Raw genomic sequence first — 16,084 nt, 5'->3', positions numbered from 1 at the left:
GCACGTGGACGTGCAGACCCCGCGAACGCCTGATGGGAAAGGTCGCTTATGGCAGGCTCGCCGCTCAGCGCACTCGACGTCGCTTTCCTTTGCCTGGAAAGCGAAAAGTCCCCGATGCACATGGGCGCGGTGATCACGTTCACCGCGCGACGGCCAGTGGATCCCTCAGCGTTGACCGCGATCCTCGCCGAACGTGCCGCGCAGCTGCCCAAGCTGCGGCAGCGGGCGCGTTCCGAGCTCTTCCCGCCGGGTGCCGCGAGCTGGGCCGAGGACCCGGATTTCGCTGCCGCGGACCACGTTCACCACGAGGCGCTCAGTTCGCTGTACGAGCCGGACCCGCTGGCGGCGTACGCGTCGCGGTGGATCGCCGAGCCGCTCGACACCGGACGTCCGCTGTGGGACCTCACGCTGGTCACCGGGCTCCCGGACGGGAAGTTCGCGCTGCTGATGAAGCTGCACCACGCGCTCACCGACGGCGCCGGGGCGTACGCGGTCGCGGCCGGGCTGCTCGACGGCGTCAAGCTGCCGGAGCGGAAGTCCGCGCCCGCCCGGATCCCGGCCCAGCGGTCCACTTTGGACACCATGAAGGGCGCGCTCGGCACGGTGTGGGACCAGGCGAACGAGGCCGCCGGCATCGCGTCGTCGGTGGTGCGGGCCACGCGCCCGTCACTGTCCCCGGTGTCGGCGCCGTCCTCGGCCGAACGGCGGCTCGGCTTCGTGCGGCTGCCGCTGTCGGAGCTGCGGCAGGTGCGCCAGGCCCACGGCGGCACGACCAACGACGTCGTACTGGCGGTGCTTTCCGGCGCACTGCGCGAATGGCTGGTGAACCGCGGCCACCGCGCCGACGGCCGCACGCTGCGCGCGCTGATCCCGGTGAGCGTCCGCGGCCGGGCGGGTGACCAGCTCGGCGGCAACAAGCTGTCCGGTTACCTGTGCGACCTGCCGGTCGGCGAGGACGACCCGGTCGAGCGCCTGCGCGTGGTCCGCCGCGCGATGACCCGCAACAAGGCAGCGGGCCCGAGCCGCGGCGCGGGTGCGCTGCCGCTGCTGGCCGACCGCGTCCCGTCGCTGCTGCACCGCCTGGGCACGCGCACCGCGGGCCAGGCCGCGCCGCTGCTGTTCGACCTGGTCATCACCACGGTCCCGCTCCCCCCGGCCCGCCTGTCGATCGACGGCGCGGAGCTGTCGGAGGTCTACCCGTTCGTCCCGCTGGCCCCGCGCCACGCGGTCGGCATCGCGGTGGCCACCTACCGCGACTCGGTCCACATCGGACTCCAGGTCAACGGCGCGGCGGTCCCGGACATCGGCTCGTTGCGGGACGCGGTCCTGAAGTCCGCGTCCCGCCTGCTCGACGCCTCCTGACAACTTCTTACTCGCCGCGTGGGGTGTCATTCCCGAGCTGTTTGCCGATGCTTCGCACTTCACGCGCGATGGCGGTGTGGGTCTTGCTGATCGATTCCAAGTACTTGACGGCCTGTCTGAGGCGTTCCTCGGGTTCCCGGGTGGATGTGACGAAGGTGCGCTCACGAATCAAGTCGACGTCCAGCACAAATCGGTCCGTGTGCTGCTGCCCATCAGGCGCGGTCGACTTGATCGTGACCGTGACCTGGTCGGGGAAGGGATCACGGTTCTTCCAGCCACCCGCACCGTCACCTTCGCCATCGAAGTAGATGTTGTCCAGTTCCATGCCAGGCACCAAAGTGGAAATCGGTTTCGCGTAACGTCGCTTGAGGAACGGCCCAACGCTCTCGTGCGCTCGTTCAGGCGGCGGATCTCCCAGCGGCGGGTCGAACGTCACGGAGACGTCCCGGGCAACCGTCGGCCCATAGTTCTTGATGACCAAGATCTGGGTTCCCGGAGAGTAGGGCTGGTCTCGCAGCTCAGCTGCCACCATCGGCCGCGTCCGCGCCCTGGCTGTCACGGTCAGATCGCTTCAACGTCCGGTTGCCATTCGTGGCTGACCAGATAGCCGCGAGCGAACTGATCACCGCACCACCACCGGCAATCCACGCTGGTTCGATCGCCATCTTCACGTCCTCTCGACGAGTGCTGAAAGCCGTCAGGGCCGCTCCCGAAAATTCGGAAGCGGCCCTGACGCCGAGTGGCGGTCCAGGCTCAGCCGCGGAGCATCTCCGCGACCAGGAACGCCAGCTCCAGGGACTGCTGCGTGTTCAGGCGCGGGTCGCACGCCGTCTCGTAGCGGCCCGAGAGGTCGACGTCCGAGATCTCCTGGGCGCCGCCGAGGCACTCGGTGACGTCCTCGCCCGTCAGCTCGACGTGGATGCCGCCCGGGTAGGAGCCCAGCTCGTGGTGGACCTCGAAGAAGCCCTGGACCTCGTCGACGATGCGGTCGAAGTGGCGGGTCTTGTAGCCGGTGGACGACTCGTGCGTGTTGCCGTGCATCGGGTCGCACTGCCAGATGACCTTGTGCCCGGACGCCTCGACCGCCTTGACGATGCCCGGCAGCACCTCGCGGACCTTGCCGTTGCCCATCCGGGCGATCAGCGTCAGGCGGCCCGGCTCGAAGCGCGGGTCGAGCCGCTCGACGTACTCCACCGCCTGCTCGGGCGTGGTCGTCGGGCCGATCTTCAGCCCGATCGGGTTGGCCAGCAGCTCGGCGAACGCGATGTGCGCGCCGTCCAGCTGGCGGGTCCGCTCGCCGATCCAGAGGAAGTGCGACGAGAGGTTGTACAGCTTCGGGTTGGCCGCGTCGGCGTTGTCGAGGCGCAGCATCGAGCGCTCGTAGTCGAGCAGCAGCGCCTCGTGGCTGGCGAAGATCTCGGTCGACTGCAGCGACGTGTCGGTGACGCCGCAGGCCGACATGAACCGCAGGCCGCGGTCGATCTCGTTGGCCAGCGCCTCGAAGCGCTGCGCCGCCGGCGACGCCGACACGAAGTCCTTGTTCCAGTCGTGCACCTGGTGCAGGTCGGCCATGCCGGCGCCGGTGAGGGCGCGGACCAGGTTCATCGCCGCGCCCGCGTTCGCGTAGGCGCGGATCATCCGGCCCGGGTCGGGCACGCGCATCTCGGGCTTGGCGACCAGCGAGTTGATGATGTCGCCGCGGTACACCGCCAGGCCCAGCGCGTCCGTCGCGGCCGAGCGCGGCTTCGCGTACTGGCCGGCGATGCGGCCGACCTTGACCACGGGCAGGCTCGCGCCGTAGGTCAGCACGACCGCCATCTGCAGCAGGGTGCGCAGGTTGGCCCGGATGTGCGGCTCGGTGTTGGACTCGAACGTCTCCGCGCAGTCGCCGCCCTGCAGCAGGAAGGCCTCACCCTGCGCGACCATCGCCAGCCGGCCCTTGAGCCGGTCGATCTCCGCCGGGACGGTGATCGGCGGCACGCTCTCCAGGACACCGCGGACGCGGTTGGTCAGCTCGGGGTCGGGCCACTCCGGCTGCTGCGCGGCCGGGAGGGCGAGCGCCTTGTCCAGGCGGGCCCGCAGTTCGGGCGGCAGCGGCGGCAGTTCGGGCAGCGTGTCGACGGGGACGTCCACAGTCCAGTTCACAGGCTCCAGGATAAGGTTCGCGCCGTGTCGCGTTCCGCCCGGTGGGCCACCGAGCTCCTGGCCCCCTGGGTGTGGGTGCTCACCCTGCCCCTCGCCCTCGCGTGGGACGCCACCGGCCACCGGTGGCTGCCCGCCCTGAGCTGGGGACTCCTCATCGCCGTCACCGGCTCGCTGATCCCGATGGCCGTCATCGTCCGCGGCGCGAAGCGCGGCGAATGGGACGGCCATCACGTGACGAACCGGGCCGGGCGCCGGGTCCCGCTGCTGGTCGCCGGGCTCTCCCTCGGTCTCGGGTTCGTCGTGCTGCTGGTCTGGGACGCCCCGGCGGCGCTGGTCGCGCTGGCCGCGTCGATGCTGGCGAGCCTGGTGGTGGCGGTGGCGATCACGTTCGGGTGGAAGTTCAAGATCTCGCTGCACGCGGCGGTCGCGTCGGCCGCCGTCGTGGTGCTGACGCTCACTTACGGCCCCTGGGCGCTGCTGCTCGCCCTGCTCGTCGCCTGGGTGGCGTGGTCGCGGGTCGAGCTCCGCGACCACACCGCCCCGGAGGTGCTGGCCGGGCTGGTGATGGGCGTCGTCGTGGGCGGCGGCGGTTACTGGGCGCTGCTCACCGCGCTGACCTGAGCCGGGCAGGACGCGTCGGCCGCCGGGAAGACCCCGTCGCGCAGGTAGCGCAGGACGACGTTGTTGCCGCACGCGTTGTCCCGGGTGAACACACCGTGCCCGCCCGCGTCGACCGTCACCATCCGCGCCCGGTTTCCGAACGCCGCTCGCGTTTCGCGCGCACCGGAGAGCGGGGTCGCCGGGTCACGCCGGTTCTGCACCAGCAGGACGTCCGCCGGGCCGGGGCCGCCGACACGCACCGGCGGCTCGGTGCGCTCGACCGGCCAGAACGCGCACGGGTTCACGTTCGCCGCGGCCGGGCCGAACATCGGGTGCGCGACGCGGGCCCGCTCGACCGCGCGCTGGTAGTACCCCACCTGCTCCGGCCAGTCCGAGTCGTTGCACAGCACCTGCAGCTGGAGGGCGGCGCGGTTGTCCCCGTCGAGCGGGCCGGCCGCGGTACGCGCGGTGCCGGCCCATTCCGCGGCCAGCGCGGGGAAGTTCTCGTCGGCGTAGAGGGCGTTCCACGTGTCCGAACGGAACTCCGGCCCGCGCGCGGCGGCCAGTTCGGCGAACTTCGCCGTCACCGCCTCCGGCGTCCGCCCGAGGTGGTAGACGTCGTCACGCGCGGCCGCCCACGCGGCGAAGTCCGGGAACCGGTCGTCGAACCCTTCGGCGAAACGCTGGTTCGCGCGGACGTCGAGGCCCCGCAGGCCGAGCACGCTGTCCAGCACGATCCGGTCGCTGTGCCCGGGGAACATCGACGTGTAGGCCGCCCCGAGGTAACTGCCGTACGAGACGCCGTAATAGGAGATCTTCTTCTCGCCCAGCGCTTCCCGGATGCGATCGAGGTCCCGCGCGGTGTTCGCCGTCGTCATGTGGGGCAGCATGTCCTTTGTGGACGCATTGCCGCACTGCCGCGCCACGGCCCGCGCGGTCGCCGCGGTGGTGACGACGTCTTCGGGGTTGTCCGCGTACGGCCCGAGGACGGCGCCACGCTCTTCCGCGGTGGTCATGCCGCACGTCACCGGGGTGCTGTAGGTCGTGCCGCGAGGGTCGAAGCCGATGACGTCGTAGGCATCCGGCAGGCCGGAGTCGCCCATCCGCTGCATCAGCTGCGCGGGCATGGCGAGCCCGGGACTGCCCGGGCCGCCGGGGTTCATGAGCAGCACGCCGCGGCGTTTGCCCGGGGTGGCGGCGTGCCGGGAGATGGTCAGCTCGATGGTGCGGTCCGGGTGTGCGTAGTCCAGCGGCACGCGCAGGGTCGCGCAGTCGAGCCCGGCGGTCGGCGACGGCGTCATCCCGTAGTCCGGACACGACGTCCACGCGAGCCTCGGTGCCGCGGTGGCCGGCGGCGCGGCGAGCAACGGCAGGAAAGCCAGTAGTACCAGCGTTTTTCGCATGCCCCGAGCCTGCCCCGGCCGGGGCGCGCAAGCGTCAGCCCAGGGGCCGGACCCGCAGGTCCTCCCCTGGGCTGACCGTGCTCAGACGACCGCGAGCGGCAGGGCCGTCGGGTGCACCGGGGACGGGAGGTCGGACGCGCCGGTCAGGTAGGTGTCCACCGCGTTGGCCACCGAGCGGCCCTCCGCGATCGCCCAAACCACCAGGGACGCGCCGCGGTGGGCGTCGCCGCAGACGAACACGCCCGGCGTCTCCGTCTGCCAGTCCGCGCCGCACGAGAGCGTGCCGCGCTTGGTCAGGGAAAGACCCAAGCCGTCCAGCAGCGGCATCTCCTCGACGCCCTCGAAGCCGATCGCCAGCAGGACCAGGTCCGCCGGCACCGTCTCGACCTCGTCGTTGACCGCGATGACCTCGCGGCGGCCGGTCGCCGGGTCCTTCTGGACGCGGACCTGCTGCAGCTCGACCGCCGTGACGCGGCCTTCCGAGCCGACGAACCGCTTGACCGCGACGGCGAACTTGCGCTCGCCCGCCTCCTCGTGCGCCGGGTAGGTGCGAAGGATGTACGGCCACGTCGGCCACGGCGAACGGTCGTCGTCCCTGGTCGACGGTGGGGTCGGGTACTGGTCCAGCTGTGTCACCGAAAGCGCGCCCTGGCGGGTGGCCGTGCCGTAGGAGTCGGCGCCGGTGTCGCCGCCGCCGATGATCAGCACGTGCTTGCCGCGCGCGTCGATCGGCGACGGGCCGTCACCCTCGACGAACTTGTTGGCCGGCACCAGGTGCTCCATCGCCAGGTGGATCCCGGCCAGCTCGCGGCCCGGGGTCACCTTGTCGTCGCGGCCGCGCAGCGCGCCGACCGCGAGCACGACGGCGTCGTAGCGCTCCCGCAGGTCCTCCACCGTCAGGTCGACGCCGACCTCGCAGCCGGTGACGAACTTGGTGCCCTCCTTGCGCAGCTGCGCGAGGCGCCGGTCGAGGACCTTCTTCTCCATCTTGAACTCGGGGATGCCGTACCGCAGCAGCCCGCCGAGCCGGTCGTCCCGCTCGAACACGGTGACCTCGTGGCCGGCGCGGGTCAGCTGCTGGGCGGCGGCGAGCCCGGCCGGGCCGGAACCGACGACCGCGACCCGCTGCCCGGACGACACCTCCGCCACCTGCGGCTGGACGTAGCCCGCTTCCCAGGACTGGTCGGCGATCGTCTGCTCGACGCGCTTGATCGACACCGGCCCGCCCGAGAGCGGCGAGATCGACAGCACGCAGCCCGCCTCGCACGGCGCGGGGCACAGCTTCCCGGTGAACTCGGGGAAGTTGTTGGTGGCGTGCAGCCGATCACTGGCGGCGGCCCAGTCACCGCGGCGGACGAGGTCGTTCCACTCCGGGATCAGGTTGCCCAGCGGGCAGCCGGAGCCACCGGAGTGGCAGAACGGGATGCCGCAGTCCATGCACCGCGACGCCTGCTTGCGGACGTCTTCGTTGCGCTCGCCCGGATCGACGTCCGCGTAGACCTCGCCCCACGAAGAAAGCCGCTCCTCGTAAGACTTCTTCTTCGGCTCGTCGCGGTCGTACTTGAGAAAGCCCGTCGGGTCAGCCACGAGCTGCCTCCATGATCGCCTCGTCGACGTCGCGGCCCGCGGCTTTCGCCGCCTTCGCCGCGTCCAGGACCCGCTGGTAGTCGCGCGGCATCACCTTGGTGAACGCCACGCTCCGGCGCGGCCAGTCGCCGAGCAGCGACGCCGCCACCGCGGAGCGGGTGAGATCGTAGTGCTGTTGCACGGTTTTCTTGAGCCAGACCAGGTCGTCCGCGGTCGGCTTGAGCAGGTCCACCATGTCCTGGTTGACCTTCTTGCGGTCGACGTCGAGCAGGAACGCGATGCCGCCGGACATGCCGGCCGCCAGGTTCCGCCCGGTCGGGCCGAGCACGACGGCACGGCCACCGGTCATGTACTCGAAGGCGTGGTCGCCCACCCCCTCGGCGACGACGGTGGCGCCGGAGTTGCGGACGCAGAAGCGCTCACCGACCTGGCCGCGCAGGAAGATCTCGCCGCCGGTCGCGCCGTAGGCGATCGTGTTGCCCGCGATCGTCTGCGCCTCGGCAGCGAAGGACGCGGCCGGGTCGGGACGGACGATGATCCGCCCGCCGGACAGGCCCTTGCCGACGTAGTCGTTCGCGTCGCCGACCATGTCGAGGGTGATGCCGCGCGGCAGGAACGCGCCAAGCGACTGCCCGGCGGACCCGGTGAGCAGCACGTGGATCGTGCCCTCCGGCAGGCCTTCCCCGCCGTACCGACGGGTGATCTCCGAGCCCAGCAGCGTGCCGACGGTCCGGTTCACGTTGCGCACCGGCAGTTCGAGCCGCACCGGGTGCGCGTCCTCCAGCGCCGCCTCGGCGAGCTGGATGAGCGTGCGGTCCAGAGCGTGCTCGAGGCCGTGGTCCTGGCCGCGGGTGCGCCGCTTCGCGCCGCCGTACGGCGTCTCGGCCGGCACCTCGAAGATCGGCGCCAGGTCCAGACCGGACGCCTTCCAGTGGTGCACGGCCTCGTCGGTGTTCAGCAGCTCGGCGTGCCCGATGGCCTCGTCGAGCGTGCGGAAGCCCAGCGCCGCAAGGGTTTCGCGGACTTCCTGGGCGATGAAATTGAAGAAGTTCACGACGTGCTCGACCTGGCCGGTGTAGCGCTTGCGGAGCTCGGGGCTCTGCGTGGCGACGCCGACCGGGCAGGTGTCGAGGTGGCAGACGCGCATCATGATGCAGCCCGCGACGACGAGCGGGGCCGTCGCGAAGCCGTACTCCTCGGCGCCGAGCAACGCCGCGATGACGACGTCGCGCCCGGTCTTCATGGCGCCGTCCACCTGGACGGTGATCCGGTCGCGCAACCCGTTGAGCAGCAACGTCTGCTGGGTCTCGGCCAGGCCGATCTCCCACGGCGTGCCGGCGTGCTTGAGCGAGTTCATCGGGGACGCGCCGGTGCCGCCGTCGTGGCCCGAGATGAGCACGACGTCGGCGTGCGCCTTGGACACGCCCGCCGCGACCGTGCCGACGCCGAGCGAGGACACCAGCTTCACGTGGATGCGGGCGTGCTCGTTGGCGTTCTTGAGGTCGTGGATCAGCTGGGCGAGATCCTCGATGGAGTAGATGTCGTGGTGCGGCGGCGGGGAAATCAGGCCGACGCCCGGCGTGGAGTGCCGGGTCCGCGCGATCCACGGGTACACCTTGTTCGGCGGCAGCTGGCCGCCCTCGCCGGGCTTCGCACCCTGCGCCATCTTGATTTGGATGTCATCGGCGTTGACCAGGTACTCGCTGGTGACGCCGAACCGTCCCGACGCGACCTGCTTGATCGCACTGCGGCGCTCGGGGTCGTAGAGCCGTTCCGGGTCCTCGCCGCCCTCGCCCGTGTTGGACCGGCCGCCGAGCCGGTTCATCGCGATGGCCAGGGTTTCGTGCGCCTCGGCCGAAATCGAGCCGTACGACATCGCGCCGGTGTTGAAGCGCTTGAAGATCGCCTCGGCCGGCTCGACCTCGTCGAGCGGCACCGGCTCGCGGACGCCGTCGCGGAAGGAGAACAGCCCGCGCAGCGTGCCGCCCTCGCGGTAGAGGCGGTGCACCTCGTCGGTGTACTTGCGGTACACCTCTTCACGGCCGGTCTTGGACGCGTGCTGCAGCAGGAACACCGTCTCCGGCGTGAACAGGTGCAGCTCGCCCTCGCGGCGGTAGGCGTACTCACCGCCGGTGTCGAGTCCACGGTGGACGCGGTCGGTCGGGTTGTCCGGGTACGCGCGGCGGTGCCGGACGGCGACCTCTTCGGCGAGCACCTCGAGGCCGACCCCGCCGAGCTTCGACGACGTCCCGGTGAAGTACTCGTCGAGCAGGTCCTGGGCCAGGCCGAGGGATTCGAAGACCTGGGCGGCGGTGTACGCACCGACCGTCGAGATGCCCATCTTGGACATGATCTTCAGGACGCCCTTGACGAGCGCCTGCACGTAGTTGCGGATCGCCTTGCCCGGCTCGATGCCGGTGACGGCACCCTGCCCGATCATGTCCTCGATGGTCTCGAAGGCCAGGTACGGGTTCACCGCGGCGGCGCCGTACCCGAGCAGGACCGCGATGTGGTGCACCTCGCGGGCGTCCCCGGTTTCGACGACCAGCGCGACCCGCAGGCGTTCCTTGGTGCGGACCAGGTGGTGGTGCACCGCGGAGACCAGCAGCAGCGACGGGATCGGCGCCATCCGGTGGTCGGAGTCGCGGTCGGACAGCACCAGCGTGCGCGCGCCGGCGGCGATCGCCTCGGACGCCTCACGCCGGACGCGCTCGATCGCCAGGGCCAGCGCCTCGGCGCCACCGTCCACTTCGTACAGTCCGGAAAGGACACTGCACGCGAAGCCCGGCAGGTCGCCGTCGTCGTTGATGTGGATGAGCTTGGCGAGCTCGTCGTTGTCGATCACCGGGTACGGCAGCTTCAGGTGCCGGCACGAGGCCGGGCCCGGGGCCAGGAGGTTGCGCTCCGGGCCCATGATCCGCGCCATGCACGTGACGAGCTCTTCGCGGATCGCGTCCAGCGGCGGGTTGGTCACCTGCGCGAAGTTCTGCTTGAAGTAGTCGTAGAGCAGCCGAGATCGCTGGGACAGCACCGCGGGCGGGGTGTCGGACCCCATCGAGCCGATCGGCTCGGCACCCTTCTCGGCCATCGGCGCGAGCAGGATCTTGAGCTCTTCTTCGGTGTAGCCGAAGGAAAGCTGGCGCCGCAGCACCGAGTCGTGGCTCTGCACGACGTGGTCGCGGTCGGGCAGCTCGGCGAGCTTCAGCAGGCCGGCGTGCAGCCAGCCCTCGTACGGCAGGTCCTTGCCCAGCTCGGACTTGACCTCTTCGTCGTCGACGATCCGGCCGGCGTCGGTGTCCACCAGGAACATCCGGCCGGGCTTGAGCCGTCCTTTCGCGACGACGTCCTTCGGCGCGACGTCGAGAACGCCGGCCTCGCTGGCGAGCACGACGCGGTCGTCGGCGGTGCGCCACCAGCGTGCCGGGCGCAGGCCGTTGCGGTCGAGGACCGCGCCGACCAGCGTGCCGTCGGTGAAGGTGACGCAGGCCGGGCCGTCCCACGGTTCCATCAGGCTGGCGTGGAACTGGTAGAAGGCGCGGCGCGCGGGCTTCATGGTGGCGTGGTTCTCCCACGCCTCCGGGATCATCATCAGCACCGCGTGCGGCAGCGACCGGCCGCCCAGGTGCAGCAGCTCCAGGACCTCGTCGAACGACGCCGAGTCCGACGCGTCCGCCGAGCAGATCGGGAACAGCCGGGTCAGGTCGCCGGGGATGAGGTCGGATTCGAGCAGCGCCTCACGGGCCCGCATGCGGTTGCGGTTGCCGCGGATGGTGTTGATTTCACCGTTGTGGGCGACGAACCGGAACGGGTGCGCGAGCGGCCACGACGGGAAGGTGTTGGTGGAGAAGCGGGAGTGCACCAGGGCGATGGCGCTTTCCAGCCGCTCGTCGCGCAGGTCGGCGAAGAACGCGGGCAGCTGCTCCGGGGTGACCATGCCTTTGTAGACGATCGTGCGCGAGGACAGCGACGGGAAGTACGTGCCGCAGCCCGCGATCCCGCTCTCGTGCTCGGTGCGCTTGCGCAGGCAGAACGCGAGCCTGTCCAGCTCCAGGCCGGCGGCCCCGCTGCCGGAGACGAAGAGCATGGCGAAGTGCGGCATCACCGAGCGGGCGCTCGGGCCGATGTCGGCGCGGTCGGCGTCGACCGGAACCTCGCGCCAGCCCAGTACTTCGAGTCCTTCTTCGACGGCGATGCGTTCGGCCAGCTCGACGGCCTTGCGGCGCTGCTCGGCGTCGGCGGGCAGGAAGGCGATTCCGGCGGCGTAGCGGTGGTGGCCGCGCTCGTCGGGTCCGGGCAGCTCGAAACCGGCTTCCGCGCGCAGCAGCTCGTCGGGCAGCTGCAGGAGGATGCCGGCGCCGTCGCCGCTGGTGGGTTCGGCGCCGGCGGCGCCGCGGTGGTCCAGATTGGTCAGCGCGGCGAGGCCGTCGGTGACGATGCCGTGGGAGCGGCGTCCGCGGATGTCGGCGACCATGGCCACACCACAGGAGTCCTGTTCGGTCTCCGGATCGTAGAGACCCTGCTTGCCGGGAATGGCGGAGAAGATCATGAAGGGACCTCCTTCGTCGTCTGTTCGTGCTGGCCGGGCTACCGGCCGGGAAGCTTGCACGGGACGACGATGGCCCGTTCGTTAGCGCGACTTTAACACCTGGGAAACATGCCAGCATCAATTCAGAGCGCCCCGAACGACGTCGGACGGTAACGATCTGGCCGCGTGGAACGACGTAGTTCCTGATGGGTTCCTGGTAGTTCGCTCTGCTAAGTATACGACCCGGAAACCTCCGTCAAGTCTAACGTGACAAGGCCGACGCCGGCCCGTCGAACCGCCGCCACCGCCGGTTCACCTCCGCCGTTCACACCCTGCCGCAACCAACTAGAACGTGTTACTTTTCCTCGCATGATCCTCGACCGGTTCCGGCTGCCAGGACAGGTCGCGGTGGTCACCGGCGCCGGACGAGGGATCGGCGCGGCCACCGCCGTGGCCCTCGCCGAAGCGGGCGCCGACGTGGTCATCGCCTCCCGGACCGCGGCCCAGCTCGAAGAAGTGGCTTCCCGGGTGTTCTCGTCGGGCCGCCGCGCCCACGTCGTCCCCCTCGACCTCGCCGACCCGGCCGCCGCCGCGACGCTCGCCGCGGTGGCCGTCGAGGAGTTCGGGCGGCTCGACCTGGTGGTCAACAACGTCGGCGGCACCTACCCGCGACCCCTGGCCGAGACGACACCGGAGTTCCTCGAGGAAGCGTTCCGCTTCAACGTCTCGACGGCGCACGCGCTGACCGTGGCGGCGGCGCCCTCGCTGGTCAAGACGGGCGGCTCGGTCGTCAACATCTCGTCGATCATGGGCCGGGTCAGCGGCCGCGGCTTCGTCGCGTACGGCACGGCCAAGGCGGCGCTCGCCCACTGGACCCGCCTCGCGGCGGCCGACCTCGCCCCCAAGGTCCGGGTGAACGCGATCTCGGTGGGCTCGGTGGCGACGTCCGCGCTGGAGATCGTGGTCGGCAACCCGGAGCTCAAGGAGAAGATGGAGTCCGCGACGCCGTTGCGCCGGATCGGCGAGGCGGAGGACATTGCGGCGACCGTGGTCTTCCTGGCCTCTCGCGCCGGCGGCTACATCACCGGCAAGATCCTCGAGGTCGACGGCGGGCTCCAGTCGCCCAACCTGGACCTGGGCCTGCCGGACCTCTGACCCTCAGCTCTCGTCGGCCTTCTTCGGTTCGTCCACGACCGGGGTCTCTTCCGCGGGCTTCTCGGCCGGAGCCTCCGCGGGCACCTTCACGGCGTCTTCGTCCTCGGCCACCGCTGCGTCCACTTCCGGCTCCGCTTCCGGCGCGGGCGCCGCGAGCGCGTCCTTGCCCGCCAGCAGCTCCGGGGCCTCCCGCGGGCCGCGCTTGGCCGCCAGCACGAAGTAGATCACCGCGGCCAGGAACAGCAGGATCGACGTCCAGACGTTGACGCGCAGGCCGAGGATGTGGTTCGCGGTGTCGGTCCGCATCATCTCGATCCAGCCGCGGCCCACCGTGTAGCCCGCGACGTACAGCGCGAACACCCGGCCGTGGCCGAGCTTGAACCGGCGGTCCGCCCACACGATCACGGCCGCGACCAGCAGGTTCCAGATCAGCTCGTACAGGAACGTCGGGTGGACCGGGCTCTCCGGCAGCGGGATGTGCCCGGTCGCGACGCCGTTGAGCAGGTTGTCCGGGTCCTCCGGGTTGAAGCGCTGGTAGACCTCCAGGCCCCACGGCAGGTCGGTGTGCGCGCCGTAGAGCTCCTGGTTGAAGTAGTTGCCGATGCGGCCGATGGCCTGGGCGACGACGATGCCGGGGGCGATCGCGTCCGCCATCGCCGGCAGCGGGACGCCCTTGCGGCGGCACGCGATGAGCGCGCCCACCGCGCCGAGCGCGATGGCACCCCAGATGCCGAGGCCGCCGTCCCAGATCGCGAACGCGTTCCAGGGATTCTTGCCCTCGGTGAAGTACAGCTCGGGGTCGGTGATCACGTGGTACAACCGGCCGCCGACCAGGCCGAACGGCACGGCGTACACGGCCATGTCGATGACCATGCCCTTGGTGCCGCCCCGGGCGGCCCAGCGCCGCTCCCCCCACCAGATCGCCACGATGATGCCGGCGATGATGCACAGGGCGTACGCACGGATCGGGATCGGTCCCAGGTGCCACACCCCGCGGTCGGGGCTGGGGATCGTCGCGAGGTAGGCGGAAATCACCGGGCCACCGTAGCGCTAGCCCGGCTCCGCATCCACAGCGGCCAGGTAGCCCGCCACCAGCGCGTGCGCCACCTGGACGACGGCCTCGTCGCGCGGGAGGAACCGGTCGTCGTGGAGGCTGGGCACGCCCGCGGTGTCGCCGAGGCCGACGAACAGCATCAGCCCCCGCGTCGCGCCGCCGCAGTAGTGGGCGAAGTCGTCCGCGCCGAACGAGCGGAACTGGTCGTCGACGGTGAACCCGCCGTGCCGCAGCCAGCGCTGCGCGCCCGCGGCCAGTGCCGGGTCGTTGTCCAGCACCGGCTCGCACGGGTTGATCTTCAGCTCGGCCGTGCAGCCGTGCGCCTTCGCCGTGCCGTGCACGATCTCCGCCAGCGTCTCCAGCGCGCGCTCGCGGTCCTTCTCGCGCATCAGGCGCAGCGAGCCGAGCGCGGTCGCGCTGTTCGGGACGACGTTGGCCGCGGCGCCGGCCTGGATCCGGCCGATCGAGCAGACCGCGCCGAACACCGGGTCGATCCGGCGCGACGCGAGCTGCTGCAGGCTCACGACCAGCTGCGACAGCGCCAGGATCGGGTCACGCAGCAGGTGCGGGTAGCCCGCGTGGCCGCCCTGGCCGTGCATCGTCACCTCGAACTCGTCGGTCGAGGCGTTCACCGGGCCGGGCACCGCCGACACGACGCCGTGCTCGATCCGCGGCTGGACGTGCGCGCCGATCACCGTGGCCACCCCGGCCTCGGCCAGCACGCCGGACTCGACGATGTCGAGCGCGCCGGGCGGCGACGTCTCCTCGCGCGGCTGCAGCAGCGCGAGGATCGGCCGCGGGACGCCGACGCGCACCGCGGCGCGGGCCACCGCGACCAGCGCGGCGAGGTGGACGTCGTGGCCGCACGCGTGCATCAGCTCGTTGCCCGACGCCCAGGGCACGCCGGTGCCCTCCAGCACCGGGAGGGCGTCGAGCTCGGCCCGCAGCGCCACGCCCGGGCCCGCACCGCCGGGCAGCGGGATCGCGCGGCCGGTCTTGGCGACGCGGACGCCGTCACCCGCGCCGATCGCCTCGGTGACCAGCCGGGCGGTGTCCTCCTCGTCGCCGGAGCCGCGCGGGTCGGCGTGCACGGTGTGCCGGAGGGCGACGGCGGCGGGCAGCTCGTCGTCGATCGCCCGGGTCCACCGGGTCCACAGGTCGCTCACGCGTGCTCCAAGCGGTAGATCCTCTTCGCGTTCTCGTGTCCCACCAAAGCACACAGCCGGACGGCGTCCACTTCGGACATCCGGTCGGCGGCCAGCGCGGCACGCACGAAGTCGGACAGGCCCTGCCGGAACAGGGCCGTGCCCAGGTGGTACAGCTCGGCCAGGCCGAACGCGTCGGTCGAGAAGAGCACCTTCCCGAACGGCGCGAGCTCCAGCAGCTCGGCGAGGATCGCGGGCGCCCGGAACCCGGCGTTGTGCGTGATGAGCCCGGCGTCTGCGAACACGTGCTCGAAAACCTGCGCGAGGTACGCGGCGTTGCGGTGGAACGGGTAGTTGTGCAGCAGCAGGATCGGCACACCCCGATCGCGGGTCGCCCGCAGCAGCCCGGTGAGCAGCAGCGGGTCGCAGCGGTGCAGGTCGACGTCGGAGTCGCCGTACCCGACGTGGAACTGCACCGGCAGGCCCAGGTCGAGCCCGGTCCAGACGAGGTGGCGGTGCAGCACCTCGTCGGCCAGCCGGGCGTTCCCGGTGCGCAGCCAGCGTCCGGCCGCGGCCGCGACCTCACCGGCCGTGGGCCGCTCGGGGTTCAGGTCGAGGCCGACCCGGTAGGCGGCGATCGATTTGAACCCGACGGCGGTGGCGGCGCGTTTGCCCAGCTCATCGGCGAAAGCGCTGGCGAACCCGTCCGCGGTCGTGCCCGGGAGCACCGCCTCCGCGACCTGTTCCAGCCGGACGACGTCGTGCACCCGGGCCGCGGCGAGCGCGCCGAACTCCGGCGTCGTCGTCAGCGCGTCCGGGAGGAACCCGCCGTCCAGCAGGAAGTCGGTCGTGCCGGTGCCGCGCAGGAAGCGCCGGGCCACCTCGGCCGCGCCCAGTTCGGCGCGGCGGGCGAGGTAGGCGTCGGCCGGGGCGTGCTTCGGCAGGTCGAGCACGGGCGCGCAGCGTTCCCGGACGGAGAGGCCGATCAGCGAGTCGAACAGGCTGGTGCCGAGCGGCGACGTCGTGTCCGCCTCGGTCAGCATGGCCTCGAAGCCCGCGCGGGCCACGTCTTCGGTGACGACGCCGTGGCAGTGGTGGTCCACCAGCG

12 protein-coding genes are annotated in these 16,084 nt (G+C 71.3%); 3 read left to right on the top strand and 9 right to left on the bottom strand.

Annotation, left to right across the window (positions count from 1 at the left end; genetic code table 11):
- Window positions 1-114 precede the first annotated feature (114 nt).
- A complete protein-coding gene (locus ACIOD2_RS27430) occupies window positions 115-1,362 on the top strand; it encodes a wax ester/triacylglycerol synthase family O-acyltransferase (RefSeq protein ID WP_400546112.1) in 1,248 nt (415 codons plus the stop codon).
- 7 nt (window positions 1,363-1,369) lie between these two features.
- On the opposite strand, the gene ACIOD2_RS27425 is transcribed toward ACIOD2_RS27430, so the two are convergent.
- The 3 genes from ACIOD2_RS27425 to ACIOD2_RS27415 all read right to left on the bottom strand — a co-directional run bounded on the left by ACIOD2_RS27425 (window position 1,370) and on the right by ACIOD2_RS27415 (window position 3,507).
- Entirely contained in the window at window positions 1,370-1,798 is a 429-nt protein-coding gene (locus ACIOD2_RS27425) for a hypothetical protein (protein WP_400543838.1), read from the bottom strand.
- 82 nt (window positions 1,799-1,880) lie between these two features.
- Window positions 1,881-2,027, bottom strand: coding sequence for a hypothetical protein (locus tag ACIOD2_RS27420; RefSeq protein ID WP_400543835.1), 147 nt, complete (start codon window positions 2,025-2,027; stop codon window positions 1,881-1,883).
- 88 nt (window positions 2,028-2,115) lie between these two features.
- Complete coding sequence (locus ACIOD2_RS27415) at window positions 2,116-3,507, bottom strand: class II 3-deoxy-7-phosphoheptulonate synthase (protein WP_400543832.1); 1,392 nt, start codon at window positions 3,505-3,507, stop codon at window positions 2,116-2,118.
- A gap of 24 nt (window positions 3,508-3,531) precedes the next feature.
- On the opposite strand from ACIOD2_RS27415, the gene ACIOD2_RS27410 reads away from it, so the two are divergent.
- The gene (locus ACIOD2_RS27410; protein WP_400543829.1) at window positions 3,532-4,128 is read left to right on the top strand and encodes a phosphatase PAP2 family protein; all 597 of its coding nucleotides are present in this window, start codon (window positions 3,532-3,534) and stop codon (window positions 4,126-4,128) included.
- Here ACIOD2_RS27410 and ACIOD2_RS27405 read toward each other — a convergent pair.
- The 3 genes from ACIOD2_RS27405 to gltB all read right to left on the bottom strand — a co-directional run bounded on the left by ACIOD2_RS27405 (window position 4,098) and on the right by gltB (window position 11,643).
- Entirely contained in the window at window positions 4,098-5,510 is a 1,413-nt protein-coding gene (locus tag ACIOD2_RS27405; protein ID WP_400543826.1) for an alpha/beta hydrolase, read from the bottom strand. The two genes, ACIOD2_RS27410 and ACIOD2_RS27405, sit on opposite strands and share 31 nt — an antisense overlap.
- A gap of 81 nt (window positions 5,511-5,591) precedes the next feature.
- Window positions 5,592-7,097: a glutamate synthase subunit beta gene (locus ACIOD2_RS27400; RefSeq protein WP_400543823.1), complete on the bottom strand. Its 1,506-nt coding sequence runs from the start codon at window positions 7,095-7,097 to the stop codon at window positions 5,592-5,594.
- The gene (gene gltB / locus ACIOD2_RS27395; protein WP_400543820.1) at window positions 7,090-11,643 is read right to left on the bottom strand and encodes a glutamate synthase large subunit; all 4,554 of its coding nucleotides are present in this window, start codon (window positions 11,641-11,643) and stop codon (window positions 7,090-7,092) included. The genes ACIOD2_RS27400 and gltB overlap by 8 nt, the downstream gene beginning before the upstream one ends.
- 348 nt (window positions 11,644-11,991) lie before the next feature.
- On the opposite strand from gltB, the gene ACIOD2_RS27390 reads away from it, so the two are divergent.
- Window positions 11,992-12,777: an SDR family oxidoreductase gene (locus ACIOD2_RS27390; protein ID WP_400543817.1), complete on the top strand. Its 786-nt coding sequence runs from the start codon at window positions 11,992-11,994 to the stop codon at window positions 12,775-12,777.
- Window positions 12,778-12,780: 3 nt separating this feature from the next.
- Here ACIOD2_RS27390 and lgt read toward each other — a convergent pair whose 3' ends face one another.
- Genes lgt through ACIOD2_RS27375 form a run of 3 tightly spaced genes read right to left on the bottom strand, consistent with a single transcriptional unit; the run spans window position 12,781 to window position 16,019 of the window.
- On the bottom strand, window positions 12,781-13,812 hold the full coding sequence (gene lgt, locus ACIOD2_RS27385) for a prolipoprotein diacylglyceryl transferase (protein ID WP_400543814.1): 1,032 nt from the start codon (window positions 13,810-13,812) through the stop codon (window positions 12,781-12,783).
- A gap of 15 nt (window positions 13,813-13,827) precedes the next feature.
- Complete coding sequence (locus ACIOD2_RS27380) at window positions 13,828-14,997, bottom strand: M20 family metallopeptidase (RefSeq protein ID WP_400543811.1); 1,170 nt, start codon at window positions 14,995-14,997, stop codon at window positions 13,828-13,830.
- The gene (locus ACIOD2_RS27375) at window positions 14,994-16,019 is read right to left on the bottom strand and encodes an amidohydrolase family protein (protein ID WP_400546109.1); all 1,026 of its coding nucleotides are present in this window, start codon (window positions 16,017-16,019) and stop codon (window positions 14,994-14,996) included. The genes ACIOD2_RS27380 and ACIOD2_RS27375 overlap by 4 nt, the downstream gene beginning before the upstream one ends.
- Window positions 16,020-16,084 lie beyond the last annotated feature (65 nt).

It is taken from the genome of Amycolatopsis sp. NPDC088138 (genome assembly GCF_044741685.1).
Classification (GTDB): Bacteria; Actinomycetota; Actinomycetes; order Mycobacteriales; family Pseudonocardiaceae; genus Amycolatopsis.
This window is presented reverse-complemented; position numbering and strand designations above follow the sequence as displayed.